The 17,181-nt window shown below is 58.6% G+C and carries 9 protein-coding genes and 2 rRNA genes; 4 read left to right on the top strand and 7 right to left on the bottom strand.

Annotated elements, in window-relative coordinates:
• Positions 1-3: 3 nt before the first annotated feature.
• A complete protein-coding gene (gene ybaK, locus ACKUUJ_RS07490; RefSeq protein WP_118081932.1) occupies positions 4-504 on the bottom strand; it encodes a Cys-tRNA(Pro) deacylase in 501 nt (166 codons plus the stop codon).
• Between the two features lie 136 nt (positions 505-640).
• Positions 641-3,517, bottom strand: coding sequence for an excinuclease ABC subunit UvrA (gene uvrA / locus ACKUUJ_RS07485; protein ID WP_409065194.1), 2,877 nt, complete (start codon positions 3,515-3,517; stop codon positions 641-643).
• Between the two features lie 193 nt (positions 3,518-3,710).
• On the opposite strand from uvrA, the gene ACKUUJ_RS07480 reads away from it, so the two are divergent.
• The 4 genes from ACKUUJ_RS07480 to ACKUUJ_RS07465 all read left to right on the top strand — a co-directional run bounded on the left by ACKUUJ_RS07480 (position 3,711) and on the right by ACKUUJ_RS07465 (position 9,833).
• Positions 3,711-5,864 (top strand): LTA synthase family protein, encoded by a 2,154-nt coding sequence (locus tag ACKUUJ_RS07480; protein ID WP_409065193.1) that lies wholly within the window; start codon positions 3,711-3,713, stop codon positions 5,862-5,864.
• Positions 5,865-6,009: 145 nt separating this feature from the next.
• A complete protein-coding gene (locus tag ACKUUJ_RS07475) occupies positions 6,010-6,840 on the top strand; it encodes an Mrp/NBP35 family ATP-binding protein (protein WP_409065192.1) in 831 nt (276 codons plus the stop codon).
• Complete coding sequence (locus ACKUUJ_RS07470; RefSeq protein WP_409065191.1) at positions 6,841-8,112, top strand: NAD(P)/FAD-dependent oxidoreductase; 1,272 nt, start codon at positions 6,841-6,843, stop codon at positions 8,110-8,112.
• Positions 8,113-8,192: 80 nt separating this feature from the next.
• A complete protein-coding gene (locus ACKUUJ_RS07465) occupies positions 8,193-9,833 on the top strand; it encodes an NAD(P)/FAD-dependent oxidoreductase (RefSeq protein ID WP_409065190.1) in 1,641 nt (546 codons plus the stop codon).
• 65 nt (positions 9,834-9,898) lie between these two features.
• Here ACKUUJ_RS07465 and uvrB read toward each other — a convergent pair whose 3' ends face one another.
• From uvrB to ACKUUJ_RS07440, 5 genes are all read right to left on the bottom strand, one after another.
• Positions 9,899-12,139 (bottom strand): excinuclease ABC subunit UvrB, encoded by a 2,241-nt coding sequence (uvrB, locus tag ACKUUJ_RS07460; RefSeq protein WP_349125629.1) that lies wholly within the window; start codon positions 12,137-12,139, stop codon positions 9,899-9,901.
• A gap of 51 nt (positions 12,140-12,190) precedes the next feature.
• Complete coding sequence (locus ACKUUJ_RS07455) at positions 12,191-12,772, bottom strand: lytic transglycosylase domain-containing protein (RefSeq protein WP_349125630.1); 582 nt, start codon at positions 12,770-12,772, stop codon at positions 12,191-12,193.
• Positions 12,765-13,406 (bottom strand): dephospho-CoA kinase, encoded by a 642-nt coding sequence (coaE, locus tag ACKUUJ_RS07450; RefSeq protein WP_409065189.1) that lies wholly within the window; start codon positions 13,404-13,406, stop codon positions 12,765-12,767. Before coaE ends, ACKUUJ_RS07455 begins: the two co-directional genes overlap by 8 nt.
• 191 nt (positions 13,407-13,597) lie before the next feature.
• Positions 13,598-13,713 (bottom strand): 5S ribosomal RNA (gene rrf, locus ACKUUJ_RS07445).
• Between the two features lie 144 nt (positions 13,714-13,857).
• Positions 13,858-16,833 (bottom strand): 23S ribosomal RNA (locus ACKUUJ_RS07440).
• Positions 16,834-17,181: the final 348 nt, after the last annotated feature.

Genomic DNA, 17,181 nt, shown 5'->3' with positions numbered 1-17,181 from the left:
CGCTCAGTCCTCTCTCGTGATCGGGGCAACCGTCGCCCCGCAAAATGCAACTAAGTCATCGGGAGCAAGCTCAAGCTGATAGCCGCGCTTGCCACCCGAGATAAAAATGGTATCCCAAAGGACGCATGTCTCATCGATCAGAGTCCGGAAGCGTTTTTTCATACCGACCGGACTGCAACCGCCGCGGACATACCCCGTCGCGGCAAGCAAATCTTTGACATGCATCATGGTCAGCGACTTTTCGCCTGCGGCGCGCGCGGCGGCCTTGAGGTCGAGCTCGTCGGCAACGGGAATGCAGCATACGACATGGTCGTTGGACGGCGTCGTGCAGACCAGGGTCTTAAATCCCTGACCGGGCTCCTCGCCAAGCTGCTCGGAAATCGCGACGCCCAGCCCCGACGATTCGTCGTCATCGTCTTCGTACGTATGGAGAACATAGGGGATGCCGGCGCTTTCCAGCTCACGCATGGCGTTGGTCTTTGGCGTCTTCACGGCCTTCGGCATGGCATATCCTTTCCCTCATATAAGAACGCAATTTTTAAGTATATGTCCATTTGCGCGGCATACGCTATCTCGACAAAGAGAGCGCCACCGAATCGCAAGGAATCGGCGGCGCTCATGTTTCAAAAACACCTATGTATTAGGCATCGAGTTGCGCTTGACGCTCCTTATCGCGTTTGAGCAACGGCGCCAAGAACTTGCCGGTATAGCTCTGCGGGCATGCCGCAACCTGCTCTGGCGTACCCGAGACCACGACAGTTCCGCCACCGTTGCCACCCTCGGGACCCATATCGATCAGACGGTCGGCGACCTTGATGACATCGAGGTTGTGCTCGATCACCAACACCGTATTGCCCGCATCGACTAGACGCTGCAACACATCAAGTAACTGGCGAACGTCCTCAAAATGAAGACCGGTCGTAGGCTCGTCCAAAATATAGAACGTCTTACCCGTCTGACGGCGATGAAGCTCCTTGGCGAGCTTTACGCGCTGCGCCTCACCACCCGAGAGCGTCGTGGCGGGCTGGCCCAAGCTCACATAACCTAGGCCGACGTCATACAGGGTTTGAAGCTTTCGTTTGATCTGCGGAATATTCCCAAAGAAAGCCAGTGCCTCGGCCACGCTCATGTCAAGTACGTCCGAGATAGTCTTGCCACGATAGGTAACCTCGAGCGTCTCGCGGTTATAGCGCTTGCCGCCACAAGCCTCGCAGGGAACATAAATATCGGGAAGAAAGTGCATCTCAATCTTGATCTGGCCGTCGCCCTTGCACGCCTCGCAGCGTCCGCCGCTCACATTAAAGGAGAAGCGTCCCGGCGAGTAGCCACGCGCCTTCGACTCCGGCGTGCTCGCAAACAGCGCACGCAGGTCGTCCCACAAACCAATATAGGTAGCGGGATTCGACCGCGGCGTACGGCCGATTGGCGACTGATCAATATCGATCACCTTATCGATGCACTCGATACCGTCGATTTTTTTGAACGGGCCCACGGGACGCGTAGAGCGATGGATAGCGTTGGTGAGGGCAGGCGCAATCGTATCGGTGACCAAGGAACTCTTTCCCGATCCCGATACGCCGGTTACGACGGTAAGCGTGCCAAACTCAATCTTGGCGGTAACGTTTTTGAGGTTGTTGGCACATGCTCCCGTAATCTTAAGACAGCCACGTCCGGGGTTGCGGCGTTCATTGGGAACTCGAATCATTCGCTTGCCGGTCAGATAGGCACCCGTCATTGATTCGGGGCACGCCATGATGTCAGCGGGCGTTCCCGCGGCGACCACGTGCCCGCCGTTGACGCCCGCGCCTGGCCCCATATCGATCACATAGTCGGCAGCGCGAATCGTGTCCTCATCGTGTTCAACGACGATAACGGTGTTGCCGATATCGCGCAGGCGCTCGAGTGTCTTAATCAGCCGCTCGTTGTCGCGCTGGTGAAGACCAATCGAAGGCTCGTCCAGAATATAGAGAACGCCCATGAGGCCCGCACCGATCTGCGTAGCCAGGCGAATGCGCTGCGCCTCACCGCCGGAAAGCGTCGCCGAAGCACGATCGAGCGTCAGATAATCAAGGCCGACATCAACCAGAAAACGCAAGCGTTCCAGGATTTCCTTGACGATACGACCGCCGATGAATTGTTGACGCTCGGTGAGCTCAAGGTCCTCAAAAAACTCGAGCGACTCGCGGCACGACAGGCAGCAAACCTCATAAATGGACTTGCCGCCCACGGTGACGGCGAGCATCTCGGGGCGCAGGCGAGCACCATGGCAGCTCGAACACGGCTCCTCGCGAATGTACTTCTCCAGGCGCGCCTTAGTGTTCTCGTTGGTCGTCTCGGTATAGCGCTCGTACAGGATATTGCGCACGCCCGAAAACTTGGTGTCCCACTGGCTGCGACGACCGTCGAGCTTTTGATAGTCCACCGAAATCTTCTTGTCGCCCATGCCATCCAAAAATGCACGGCGCACTCGCGGAGGTAGGTCTTCCCACGGTGTATCCGCGCTCACCTTAAAGTGCTTACAGACCGCGGCGAAGATCTGGGGGTAGTAGTTCGAATTGCCGAACAGGCTTCCAAAGACCCCATCGGCAATCGACTTCGACGGGTCCTCAATCAGCGCCTCGGCATCGACCGTTTTCTTAAAGCCCAGACCATCGCACTCGGGACACGCACCATAGGGCGCGTTGAACGAAAAGTCGCGGGGTTGTAGGTCGTCGATGGAGTGTCCGTGCTCCGGGCACGCCAGAGCCAACGAATACTCCAGCAGCTCGCCCTCGGTTCCCTCGGGAGCATCGCGATCGGGCAGCATGTACACGTTCACATTGCCGTGTGCCAAGGCAGTCGCCTGTTCAACCGACTCGGCGATACGGCCCAGAGAGTTTTCCCGAATCACGATGCGGTCGACTACGACCTCGATATCGTGCTTGAACTTTTTGTCCAGATCGATGGGGTCGTCGAGCGAGCGTACTTCGCCGTCGACACGCACGCGGCTAAAGCCCTCAGCCCGAAGATCCTCGAACAATTTTGCGTACTCGCCTTTGCGCCCGCGCACCACCGGTGCCAGCACAAACGCACGACGACCCTCTCCCGCTGCCAGGACCTTATCGGCGACCTGATCGGTGGTCTGGCGTTCGATAACGCGACCGCACTCGGGGCAGTGCGGCGTGCCCACGCGTGCAAAAAGCAAGCGAAGGTAGTCATAAATCTCAGTTACAGTACCCACCGTCGAGCGCGGATTCTTGGACGTCGTCTTCTGATCGATCGAGACGGCCGGCGAAAGGCCGTCGATCGAGTCTAGATCGGGCTTGTCCATCTGGCCTAAAAACTGGCGCGCATAACTCGACAGGCTCTCCACGTAGCGACGCTGACCCTCGGCATAGATCGTGTCAAACGCCAGCGAGCTCTTGCCCGAGCCCGAAAGACCGGTAATGACCACGAGCTCGTCGCGCGGGATGGAAACATCGATATTGCGCAGGTTGTGTTCGCGCGCACCACGGATAACGATAGAAGAATCAGACATGGAAGCTCCTTGCCTCCTATAACCTCAAATCACACTGTCGATGAGTTTAACGCACTCAACGCGCACAGATGTTCGTAATACAAGATTCGCAGACCTTTTGCTTTGCGTGTCGGGTGCTTTGTTTCTCGAAATGCTGTGGAAAGGTTAGAGTAATCTAAAACTGAACTTAATTTGCTGTAACAGAGGAACGTCCATGACCGAAGATATCCCCCTTGAAATCACTTCGAGTGGCATGGCCAATCTGCCCATATTCATCGCCGTCCTTATCGTGGCCGCCGTCGTCGTGCGCGTGTATTTTTCAATCAAACACAACGAAAAACCGCCCATTGCCCGCGTCTTTTGGTGCGCGATGCTCCTCATCCCGCTCGGCATGGTAGCTGCATGGATTACGAATCAATTGCTCGTAAATGAGGACTGTTCCCTATGGGTCCTTTCTTATTCGGCGCTCGGTGCTGCCGCCGTCATACTTCTTGTCGAGCCCTTGGTTTCGGGACTTATCGACCAAACCGATCTTGCGACGGGAACGGTTGCCTGTATTTGCCGCGACATCCTTGTCGTCGCCGCTGTTTCAGCGCCCTCGTTCGTTTCACTCGAAATTGCCTGCAACGAAACGTTCTATCGCATTCCCGCCAACTCATTCGGGTTTTCCGTTGGGCTGCTCGCGACGGTTCTGCTCTCCCTTTATTTGCTGGGACAGCGTCATGGAGGAGTCATGGCCCTCGTGCCCGTCGTCTGTTGTACCCTTGGCATTGCCGAGCACTTCGTCATAACGTTTAAAGGCGAGGCCATCCTGCCGAGCGACATTTTGGCATTGGGCACCGCAATGGAAGTAAGTGAGGGATATGAGTTCACCTTCACTGCAGGAATCGTAACCTCACTCGCCCTGCTGGAGATTTCCCTGGGGCTTCTTTCGCTTATCCGACCGCGAAAGCTCCGTACGCCCGCCCATGTCTTCCCCGCAATCGCCGCTAACCTCTGCGCTTTTCTGCTAGTGACCGTTGTGGGGCTCTTGGGCTTTTCCAACATCGACTTGGAGCAGTCGCTGGATTTTGGATTTGACCGTTGGCAGCCCATCACCACGTATGCGTCTCAGGGTTTTATCACTTCGTTCACCGAAATGGTCAACGAGTTGCCCATTGAAAAGCCCGAAGACTATACGCCCGATGAGGCGCAGAGCATCGAGCAGGAGCTCGCCGCCGCCTACGACAGCACGTATGGCTCGAGCGAGCAGCGCGCGGCGGCCGTTGCCCAGTTCAATGAAATCAAGCCGACGATTGTTGCCGTCATGAACGAGAGTTTTAGCGACCTTTCGTGCTTTGAGCAGCTCCAGGCGGCCGGGTACACCGGTCCCGCATTCTACAACTCGCTTCCCGACACACTTGTTCGCGGCACCATGCTCGCTTCGGTCACCGGTGGCGGAACGGCGAACTCCGAATTCGAATTTTTGACCGGAGCGACAACGGCCTTTGTCGGATTAGGCAAAATCCCCTATCAGCTGTATCAGATGAATGGCGTCAACAGCCTGGCAAAGGACCTTAAAGAGCTCGGGTATACCACTACCGCTATGCACCCGCAAAACCCCGTCAACTACCATCGAGATAAAATCTATCAGCAGCTGGGTTTTGGAGACTTTCTTTCAATCGGCGATTTCGAAGGTGCGCCCTATTACCATGCCGGCGTATGCGACTACGCCACCTACGACAAGATACTCGACCTGCTCAGAACCGACGAAGCCCCGCAGTTCATCTTTGACGTCACGATGCAAAATCACGGCGGCTACGACTATGGCACCGTTCCCGCCGAAGAGCTGACAAACTATTGGGTCGAGGGAGCCAGCGAGGGCGCCAATAGCGCGCTCAATACCTATCTCACCTGCATCAATGCATCCGACCGGGACCTCGAGTACTTTATCAACGAGCTCCGCAATATCGGCAGACCGGTTGTTCTTGTCTTTTTTGGCGACCATCAGCCGAGCGCCGCAACGACTCTCAACGACGAGCTGTACCCTCAGGAAGATACGGCAAGCCACGCTTTCCGTATCTATCAGTCGACCTATTTCGTCTGGGCTAACTATGAAATCGCCGGCAATACCGAGCTCAACGTCTACGACACCGTCGGGGCAAACGAGATTGCAGCTATTACCCTTAATAAGATCGGCGCCCCGCTCACTGGCTATCAAAAGGCCCTGCTTGCAACAAGGTCAGATGTGCCCACCATCAATGTCGCCGGCTATCTTGGTGCCGACGGGCTGCGCTACGACTTGGAATCTGAAGACAGCCCATACGCCTCGACGATCGACAAGCTGCAGCGCATGCAATACCTCGAGTTCGCCAGCAAAGTTCAATAAGCCCGCCCATTCGCTTGGACCCATCGTATTGCAAGCACGCTCGGCCCAAATGCATCGCAAATGACTCCCGCTCGCAAACGAGGGTACAATGACGCTCGTGTCACATCGCGGGGCCCCGGCCCCAACATATACAAAGGAGTCATACATGGGTTGCGAGCACGCACAAGCAGCCGGCGGACAATCAACGCCGTCGCAATTTGAAGAGAATACGCTGTCGGAGGTCAAGCGCGTTATCGCTGTGCTTTCCGGCAAGGGAGGCGTCGGCAAGTCGTTTGTGACGGGCGCCATCGCAACCGAGCTCGCCCGCCGCGGCAACAAGGTTGGCATTCTCGACGCCGACATCACCGGCCCCTCCATCCCCAAAATGTTCGGCATGAGCGGACGCCATGTCCATGCCCTCGGCAACCTCATGCTGCCCGAGATCTCCGAGCACGGCGTCAAGGTCATGAGCTCCAACCTGCTGCTTCAAAACGAGACCGATCCCGTCCTCTGGCGTGGTCCGGTCATCGCCGGCGCCATCAGGCAATTCTGGAGCGAAACCTCTTGGGGCCCCATCGACTATCTGCTGGTCGATATGCCCCCGGGAACGGGGGATGTCGCACTCACCGTCTTCCAGTCACTGCCCGTCGATGGCATCGTCATCGTCACGAGCCCGCAAGACTTAGTCTCGATGATTGTCGCCAAGGCGGTCAACATGGCCGAGAAGATGAACGTTCCGATTCTGGGCATTGTCGAGAACATGAGCTATATCGAATGCCCCGACTGCGGCAAGAAGATCGAGGTCTTCGGCAAGAGCAATCTTCCCGAGGTCGCCGAGACCTATCATCTCGACATCCTTGGTCAGCTGCCCATCGATCCCGCGCTCGCCGAAGCCTGCGACAAGGGAGAAGTCGAAACCGCGCTGCCCGCCGGCATGCTGCCCCAAGCCGTCTCCGCCGTTGAGGCCATCGCCCCGCACAAGACAGACGAGGCCTAAGTGAACGCAAGCGCCTTCTATGACGTCTTGGTGATCGGCGGCGGGGCCTCGGGCCTCGCCGCCGCCATTACGGCGGCGCGTGTCGACAAAAGCGTCTGCGTCGTCGAGCGCGACGTCGCCTGCGGTCTCAAGCTGCTTGCAACCGGAAACGGCCGCTGCAACCTCTCAAACGAATCCATCGACATTCGGCGATATAACCACCCCGCCTTTGTCGAATCCATCATGGGCCCCCAACCCGAGCAAGATCTCGAGAGTTTTTTCTCCTCGCTGGGCATCATGACGATCCGTGAGGAAGGCCGCCTATACCCGCGCTCCCTTCGCGCCGAGTCGGTTCGCGATGCACTCCTCAATGCATGCGAGCGTTTGGGCATCACCCTACTCTGCGGGACTAACGTCATTGCGGCTCATAAGGCTTCCGAAGGCTGGACGCTTCAGATCGACCGTCCCGCTCATGTACTCAAACCCAAAAAGCACGGCGACCGAAAGACGGAGCTCCGTTCGCTTCGAAAGGCGTTAGCCGATACTCCTCGCACGAGCGATGCCCTGCAGGCAAGGGCCGTGGTTATCGCTACGGGCGGCAACCCCACCGGCATCGCCGAGGTGTTTAGCCTTCCCTTGACGCCCCTGCGCCCCGTCCTGTGCCCCGTATCGGCATCAGTCGTCGGCGACCGGACGGCACTCGGAACTCTGGATGGTCTGCGCGTCCGAGCCCGCTTAACGCTCTCGCGCAGCCACGAAGAGCTCTGGCGAGAAGATGGCGAAGTGCTGTTCCGTGCCTTCGGCATCTCAGGCGTCGCCGCCTTCAATCTCTCTCGCCGTATCAACCAGGGCGACACTGTTCTGATCGACTTCTTTCCAGATTTCTCCAAAGATGAGCTGCTCGATACGCTCGAGCAGCGTGTCAACGTGCTCGGCGATTTTTCGCCCCGAAACTCCCACTGGCTTGACGGCATGCTCGCCCCGCAGCTCTCACACGTCGTCTGTACGGCATTCGAGCGGTGCCATCCCGGCTCGCGCGATGTCATCCACCTGGTCTCAATCCTCAAGCACTTTAAACTGTCCGTCGAAGGGACGGCAGAGGAGCGCTCAGCACAGGTCACGCGTGGCGGCATATCTATCGAGTGCGTCTCGACACCCAATCTTTACGTGAACAGCACCACAGGCGCCCCGCTTTACGTCTGCGGAGAAGCGCTCGACATCGACGCCGATTGCGGAGGCTTTAACCTTGCGTGGGCCTGGCTCTCGGGCATTCGCGCTGCAAGCAGCCTGTAGCCGCGCAGTCTATAATCAAAAACGCATTCGGGCCGTCTGGGATACCGGACGGCCTCTTTCTTGCCTCTAAGGAGACCTCGATGATCGAAATCACCCAAGTCAACGCGTCGCTCGATGAAGCCGGCGATGAGAATGCCTGTCTCATTGTTGGCAAGCGAGTCGCCAAGCGCGTCCTACGTTGCAAGGACTCCGAGATCAAGTCCATCGAGCTCCACCGAAAGTCAATCGACGCTCGCAAAAAACGAGACGTCCATTTTATCCTGAGCTTTCGTGTTGAGCTGACTAGTCCCCACCTCGAGCGAGAAGCGGTCGACAGCGTTGCCGAGCGTGACCGCTCGCGTGTACGCGCGATAGAAGACGATGAACCTTCATTCCCCTCCCCCGTCTCCGACGCACCTCAAGAACGCCCTGTCGTTGTCGGTGCCGGCTGCGCCGGCCTTTTCGCTGCGCTTACGCTCGCCGAAGCAGGTCTTAAGCCCTTGCTCATCGAGCGCGGCGACCCGGCATTTCGCCGCTCGCATGCGATCGACCTCTTTCTAAAGGAGCGCATCCTCGACCCCGAGAGTAATATCCAGTTTGGTCTGGGCGGCGCGGGGACCTTCTCGGACGGCAAGCTCAATACGGGAACAAAAAATCCCGCCCATCGCCTTATCCTCGAAACCTTCGTCGAGGCGGGTGCGCCCCGCGATATTCTGTGGGATGCCAAGCCGCACATTGGCTCCGACATCCTTCCCACAGTTGTCACCGCTATATCCCAGCGCATCGAGCAGCTCGGAGGTGTCGTCCGTTATCGAACGAAGCTCGTCGACATTCGCATCGACGCGTCTGGCACCATTGTCGGTATCGACATCCAGTCGTCCCACGACGCGACAAGCGAGTCAATCAACACAAAGCATCTCATCCTTGCTTGCGGTCATTCTGCCCGCGACGTATTCGAGGTTCTCAAAACCCATCATGTCGCCCTCGCTCAAAAGACGTTTGCCATGGGCGTTCGCATCGAACACCCGCAGCGTGATATCGATCGGGCGCAATATGGCCCCGCAGCGGGTCATCCCGCGCTCGGAGCAGCCCCCTATAAGCTCGTTGCCCATCTTCCCAACGGCCGCAGTGTGTTCTCATTCTGCATGTGTCCCGGCGGACAGGTTGTCGCCGCCTCTTCAGAGCCCGGCCATCTGTGCGTCAACGGCGCCAGTCTCAACGCCCGCGCCGGCCGCAACGCAAACGCCGCTCTCCTCGTTAACGTCACGCCCGATGATCTCCCCAGCGATGATCCTCTTGCAGGCGTAGAACTCCAGCGCATTTGCGAGCGGGCTGCCTATCGCCTTGGCGGCTCCAACTGGAACGCACCGGCACAGCTCGTCGGCGATTTCCTTGCAGAACGCGCCAGCACGACATGCGGCAAGGTAAAGCCCACCTATCCGCTCGGCGTGACTTGGACAGCAATCGATGAGTCATTGCCGCAACATATCATCGAGTCGCTTCGTCTGGGAATTCCCTTGCTCGGCAAAAAACTGCGTGGCTACGACCATCCCGATGCCGTCCTCACCGGTGTTGAAACACGCTCGAGCTCTCCGGTCACCGTTACTCGAGACCGGCAATGCCATGCTGTATCGACCCCGGGGCTCTACCCTTGCGGCGAGGGAGCCGGATATGCCGGAGGAATCATGAGCGCCGCTACCGATGGCATCCGTTGCGCCGAAGCCCTGATCGCAGACCTCTAGCGCACGAATTCCAGCACGCAAAAGACACAGGCCCCGAGCTCCACAGGGAACTCGGGGCCTGTTCGCTATTTCTTAAACCGTGCACCCTGGCGTTTTCTGCCCGATGCGAACGTGGAACCCTTGCGGGCCTGCGAACGTAAGCGCTCGATCGTCTCGTCCTCAGACGCACCCTCGAGCATCGCCCGAATCTGAACGACAGCATCGCGCAGGCGCGCCGCCTCCTCAAAGTCCATGGCGGCAGAAGCGTTGCGCATATCCTCTTCCATGGTTTCGACGATCCGCACAAGCTCGTCATGCGGCAGTTCTTCCAACTGCTCCGCAAGTGTCTGCTCGGGCGCCACCGTCTCCGGCGCGGCGCCCTCGCCGTTTTCGTCAGGCGTATAGAACGCACCGTGACCCAGCGAATCGCCTCTCGAGCGTCCCTTCGAGCCCACAGTCTTTTCGGCCTCGGCAATAAAGCTCGAAATGTCGTTAATGGCCTTGCGGACCGTCTTGGGAACAATGCCATGCTCTTCGTTATATGCCATCTGAATCTCGCGACGGCGCTGCGTCTCCTCGATGGCTTCTTTCATCGAATCGGTCACAACGTCTGCATACATGATGACCTCGCCGTCGGCATTACGGGCCGCACGGCCAATCGTCTGAATCAACGAACGGCGATTGCGCAAGAAGCCTTCCTTGTCAGCGTCGAGAATTGCCACCAGCGAGACCTCAGGAAGGTCTAGACCCTCGCGGAGCAGGTTGATGCCAACGAGAACATCGATCTTTCCCTCGCGCAGCGTTCGCAGGATCTCGACACGGTCCATCGTCGCCGTATCGGAGTGCATGTAATTGACCTTAATGCCGGCATCAAGCAGATGGTCGGTCAGGTCCTCGGCCATGCGCTTGGTGAGCGTGGTCACCAGCACGCGCTCCTTGCGCGCCACGCGCTCGCGAATCTCGTCCTCAAGATCGTCAATCTGCCCACGAACCGGACGAACGTCGATCTTGGGGTCGAGCAGACCGGTCGGACGAATAATCTGCTCAACGTCGTTCTGGCTAACCCGCAGCTCATAGTCGCCCGGCGTGGCCGAAACGTAGATGAACTGGGGAATCCTCGCCTCAAACTCATCAAAACGAAGCGGGCGGTTATCGAGTGCCGAAGGCAGACGAAAACCATGCTCCACCAGCGTCACCTTACGCGAGCGGTCGCCTTCGTGCATGCCGCGGATCTGCGGCACCGTCACATGACTCTCGTCGATGATGCAGAGCATATCCTTGGGAAAGTAATCGATTAGGGTAAACGGCGGCTCACCCGGCTTGCGACCGTCCAGATGACGCGAGTAGTTCTCGATGCCGTTGCAAAAGCCCATCGTCTCGAGCATCTCAAGATCATAATCGGTGCGCTGCTGCAAACGCTGCGCCTCGAGCAACTTGTCGGTCGCCTTGAGCTCCGCCACGCGCTTCTCGCACTCTTCGCTGATCGATTTCAGAGCCGCCTTGACCTTCGGCTTCTCGGTCACGTAGTGCGATGCCGGCCATACGGGGATGGCCTCGTACTCACGAAGCATCTCACCGGTGACCTCATCGATCTCGGCAATCAGCTCGACCTCGTCGCCAAAGAACTCAAACCGCAACGGATGCTCGGCATAAGGCGGATACACGTCGACAACATCGCCGCGCACGCGGAACGTGCCGCGTGCCAGGTCATAGTCATTGCGGTCATATTGAATGTCGATAAGTGCATGGATAAAGTCATCGCGCTCGAGCGGCACCTTCTTGTCGACGTTTGGAGCCAGACCCGCATAGTCCTCAGGAGAGCCAATGCCATAGATACACGAGACCGATGCGACAACGATTACATCGCGTCGAGAGAGCAGTGACGCGGTCGCCTGATGGCGCAGCATCTCGACCTCTTCGTTAATCGAGGAGTCTTTCTCGATATATGTATCGCTTTGCGGCACATACGCCTCGGGCTGATAGTAGTCGTAATACGAGACGAAGTAGACCACAGCATTATTGGGAAAGAACTCTTTGAGCTCGCTTGCAAGCTGAGCGGCGAGCGTTTTATTCGGAGCCATGACCAGCGTCGGCTTTCCCAGGGCCTCAATAGTCTTTGCCATCGTGAAGGTCTTGCCCGAACCAGTCACACCCAGCAAAACCTGATAGCGGTCTCCGTCCCTCACACCCTGCACAAGCGACTCAATGGCCTTGGGCTGGGAACCGGCAGGCTCATAGGGAGAAACGACTTCAAACGGCACCTCAGCGCCCTCAACGCCAAAGCGCTTAAGTTCACCGCCAACGCGTTCTACTTCAAATTCCGCCATGGATACTCCTAACTCATACATCTGCAGTATACGCAGGCGGTGGGCTTAGTCCTATACGAACCGATCAGGATAGAGAGTCTTATAGCGAACCCAGGCATTATTGACGCGAATCAGATAAGCCTGCGTCTCGGGAAAGGTGATCGCGTTGTGAAGCGATGTGTCCTGCTGCGCCCAACCGTCCACATTACCCATGCCGGCGTTATATGCAGCAATAGCGCTGTCCGTCGACCCGTTAAAATACGTTAGAAGATACGAAAAATACGCACAGCCAAACTCGATGTTCGTAGCGGGATCGTTAAGGTTGTCGGCTGAATACTCACTACCATCGACAAGACCCAAGGCAATCATATCCTGGGCAGTCTCAGGCATCAGCTGCATCAATCCCCGAGCGCCTTGAGTCGACTCAGCCTCGGGATCCCAATTCGATTCAGACTTTATAACAGCACACACCAGATACGGATCAAGATTGTGCGAAATGCTCGATTGCTTTACATACGCCTCGTAGTCAATCGGATACAAAGGCTTAAAGAAGGCGGCAGGAGCATACGAGTAGACGAGCGAAATAAGGCCGAAGACGAACACAACGGCAAGTGGCGCCACGCGATACCACGCAAAGAAACGTGTCTTAGGCATCGGCATCCTCCTTATCCGCAGTGTCTATAAACCCATGGCATGCAAGCCATGAGTCAAGCTGCTCAAAGAGCGAATTATCGCCTGAGGCATTATCAATCACCGTTGTAGCGAGATTGCACAGCGCAGACTCATCGGGCTGACAAGCAGAACGGGCATCGAAATCAGATGGCTCCATGCCACGTTGAATAGCGCGCTCGCGACGAACTGACAAAGGGGCGCTGATGACCAGAATTTCATCAGCCAAGCCAAATGCATCCTCAAAACCAGTCGGAGCAGAAACCTCGACCACCGCAAAGGGATAACGGGGAGATGAAACCGTGCAGCAAACCGGATCGAGAATCCTAAGCGAAAGCTGTTCAATGAGAACGGGATGCACAATGCCATTGAGCCGCGCGACCGAATCAGGAGAAGCAAAAGCTCGAGAAGCGAGGATGCTGCGACGAACGCCGCCATCCTCATCCAAAATGTCCCAACCGAATTCATCCGCGAGTGCATTGACGATATCAGAGCCCGGCACATACAGCGATTTTGCAAGCTCATCCAGATCGATTAGCATAGCGCCACGAGATTCGAAATAGCGGCAGGCAGTCGACTTACCCGAAGCAATATTGCCCAAGACAAATACGGTAAACATCAAGCCCTCCCTAACGCCAATTCGAGTAATTATCGCTCAAATACACTAGAAGGACTCAAAATACAGCCAAACAGTAAGAGCGCATACGGGGGAGCTAGATTCCAAAGTACAACGTGTATATAACGCAAAAAAGGGGGAGGCCGCGAGGCCTCCCCCTTCTTCAAGTCGATGACGGCTCGGTGCCGTCCACCGGTCAGCGGCGCCCTGGCCTCCCACGGGCTGACCCCGCAGTACTCTCGGCGCGATGGGGCTTAGCTTCCGGGTTCGGAACGGGACCGGGCGTGCCCCCCATGCTCTGGCCGCTGACCGGTGGGCGGCGCCCACCGTTCTCGGTGTCCGGTATCGCGTACACGTGCCCTGGGGGCCGCATGGCGCATAGGAAAGATGACTCGGGGGCATCCTCGTGCCCGGACCGCGCATGAGCGCTTGTCCCGCGGGCCGCGAGGTGCGGTTCCGGAAGAGCTCGGGCGATTAGTGCGGCTCGGCTGAGGACGTCGCCGTCCTTGCACCTGCCGTCTATCGACCAGGTAGTCTACCTGGGCCCTTACCGGAAGGAGAACTAATCCCTGGAACGGCTTCCCGCTTAGATGCCTTCAGCGGTTATCCGCGCCGCACGCGGCTACCCGGCCGTGCCGTTGGTCGACAACCGGTTCACCGGAGGTGCGTCCACCCCGGTCCTCTCGTACTGGGGGCAGCCTCCATCGATTCTCCTGCGCCCACGGAGGATAGGGACCGAACTGTCTCACGACGTTCTGAACCCAGCTCGCGTACCGCTTTAAACGGCGAACAGCCGTACCCTTGGGACCTGCTCCAGCCCCAGGATGCGATGAGCCGACATCGAGGTGCCAAACCTTGCCGTCGATGTGGACTCTTGGGCAAGATCAGCCTGTTATCCCCGGAGTACCTTTTATCCGTTGAGCGACGGCCCACCCACTCGGGGCCGCCGGATCACTAGAGCCTGCTTTCGCACCTGCTCGGCTTGTGGGCCTCGCAGTCAAGCCCGCTTGTACTCTTGCATTCAAAAGGACGGTTGCCGACCGTCCCGAGCGGACCTTCGCGCGCCTCCGTTACCCTTTAGGAGGCGACCGCCCCAGTCAAACTGCCCGCCTGGCACGGTCCCCGAGCCGGTTGACGGCCTCGGGTTAGGACGCCGGTCGCGCGAGGGCAGTATTCCAAGGGCGGCTCCCCGGGGGCTGGCGCCTCCGGATCTTCGCCTCCTGCCTATCCTCTACACGCGGGACCAGCGGCCAATGCCAAGCTGCAGTGAAGGTTCACGGGGTCTTTCCGTCCTTCCGCGGGTAAGTCGCATCTTCACGACCAGTGCAATTTCACCGGGTCCATGGTCGAGACAGCGCCCAAGTCGTTGCGCCTTTCGTGCAGGTCGGAACTTACCCGACAAGGAATTTCGCTACCTTAGGACCGTTATAGTTACGGCCGCCGTTTACCGGGGCTTGGCTTCGGGGCCTCGCCTTGCGGCTAACCCCTCCGCGTGACCTTCCGGCACCGGGCAGGCGTCAGACCCTATACGTCGCCTTGCGGCTTCTGCAGAGTCCTGTGTTTTTGGTAAACAGTCGCTTGGGCCTCTCCACTGCGGCCCGCCTCCGCTCCCGGAGCAAGTCCGTTCACGTACGCGCGGGCACCCCTTCTCCCGAAGTTACGGGGCCATTGTGCCGAGTTCCTTGACCATGGTTGACCCGATCGCCTCGGTATGTTCTACCCACCCACCTGTGTCGGTTTGCGGTACGGGCGCGCACGCGCCTGCCTAGGGGTTTTTCTAGGGACCTCGGGCTCACTCGCTTCGCTCAGTCGCTTCGTCCGGAGCCTCGCCCTGTGTGCGGACCGGATTTCCCTGGTCCGCGGGCCGCGCTCCATCACGGGGACGTCCAGAACCCCGCCGAGCCACCCCCATCCGTCGCCCCGTCGGTCGTAGCGCCGCGTGCGCGGTGCAGGAATGTCTGCCTGCTGCGCGTCGGCTACGCCTCCCGGCCTCGCCTTAGCCCCCGACTGACCCTGGGAGGATTAGCCTTGCCCAGGAAACCTCGGGTTCACGGCGGACGAGTTACTCTCTCGTCTCTCGCTACTCATGCCAGCATTCTCACTCCCATGCGCTCCACCGTCGGTCGCCCTGACGGCTTCTCCGCCCATGGGAAGCTCCCCTACCGATTCTAATGAATTAAAATCCCGCCGCTTCGGTGTCCAGCTTAGCCCCGTGTATTGTCGGCGCATGTCCACTCGACCAGTGAGCTGTTACGCACTCTTTGAATGGATGGCTGCTTCTAAGCCAACATCCTGGTTGTCTGGGCGGACGCACATCCTTTGCCACTCGGCTGGAACTTGGGGACCTTAGCGGGCGGTCCGGGCTGTTTCCCTCTCGAGCACACAGCTTAGCCCACATGCTCTGACTGCCGCGCTCTGGGCCGCCGGCATTCGGAGTTCGGTTGGATTCGGTAGGCGGCGAAGCCCCCTCGTCCATCCGGTGCTCTACCTCCGGCGGTGAACGCGCGACGCTAGCCCTAAAGCTATTTCGGGGAGAACGAGATATCTCCGGGTTTGATTGGCCTTTCACCCCTATCCGCAGGTCATCGCCGCCGTTTTCAACCGACGTGCGTTCGGCCCTCCACGGGGTCTTACCCCCGCTTCAGCCTGCCCACGGATAGCTCACCCGGCTTCGCGTCCGCGGCGCGGGACTCAAGTCGCCCTGTTAAGGCTCGCTTTCGCTCCGGCTCCCTTTCGGTTAACCTCGCCCCGCGCCAGCGACTCGCTGGCTCATTCTACAAAAGGCACGCCGTCACACCATAAAGGTGCTCCGACTGCTCGTGGGCGCACGGTTTCAGGTACTGTTTCACTCCCCTCCCGGGGTGCTTTTCACCTTTCCCTCACGGTACTGGTGCGCTATCGGTCACAGGGTAGTACTCAGGCTTGGATGGTGGTCCACCCAGGTTCGGACCGGGTTTCACGTGCCCGGCCCTACTCAGGGACCGCGTCGCGCCGTCCGGTCTGGGTTCGCGTACGGGGCTGTCACCCGCTGCGGCCGGCCCTCCCATGCCGTTCCGCTCCCCAGCCGGACCTGCGCCCGGGGGCGGCAGCCCCCGGATGCGCGGCCCTGCAACCCCGTCGGCGGAACCCCTGCCGGGTATGCCCGCTCGACGGTTTGGCCATCGGTCCCCTTTCGCTCGCCGCTACTCGGGGAGTCTCGAGATTGATTTCCTCTCCTCCGGGTACTTAGATGTTTCAGTTCCCCGGGTTGTCCTCCCCACCCCTATGCGTTCGGGGTGGGGATATCCACACTGCTGTGGATGGGTTCGCCCATTCGGAGACCCCCGGGTCGAAGGATGTGTGCTCCTCGCCGGGGATTATCGCAGCTTGCCGCGTCCTTCATCGGCTCCCTGTGCCAAGGCATCCGCCGTGCGCCCGTGGTATCTTGCGGGACCGCTCTCGGGCCCGCGGGATATCCACGTGTCGCTAACTAATCTAATTAATCGATATCATGAATAGCGCTCGTATGTCGCAATTCGGGTATCTCATACCGCGGCACAGTGTATGTACTGTGCTCGCGATCAGATGCTCCTCACTCATATATAAGTGAATTCTTCTTGTTTGGATCGGATGAATGATTGCTATCATTCTCTGTTTAAATCGCAGAAAAGAATCGAGTCTGGAAGAAGATTCTTCCATCTCTCTCCTATCGCTATGCGGCTCTCAAGGTACGCGGGTGCGACCCCGGGGACCGGGTGCTGCGGGGACGTACCGGGAAGACATCTGCCGGACGGGCTCC

The sequence above is a fragment of the Collinsella sp. wc0583 genome (genome assembly GCF_046116915.1).
In the GTDB taxonomy this organism is placed as follows: domain Bacteria; phylum Actinomycetota; class Coriobacteriia; order Coriobacteriales; family Coriobacteriaceae; genus Collinsella.
The sequence above is the reverse complement of the archived record's forward strand: the minus strand, read 5'-3'. Positions and strand labels throughout refer to the sequence as shown.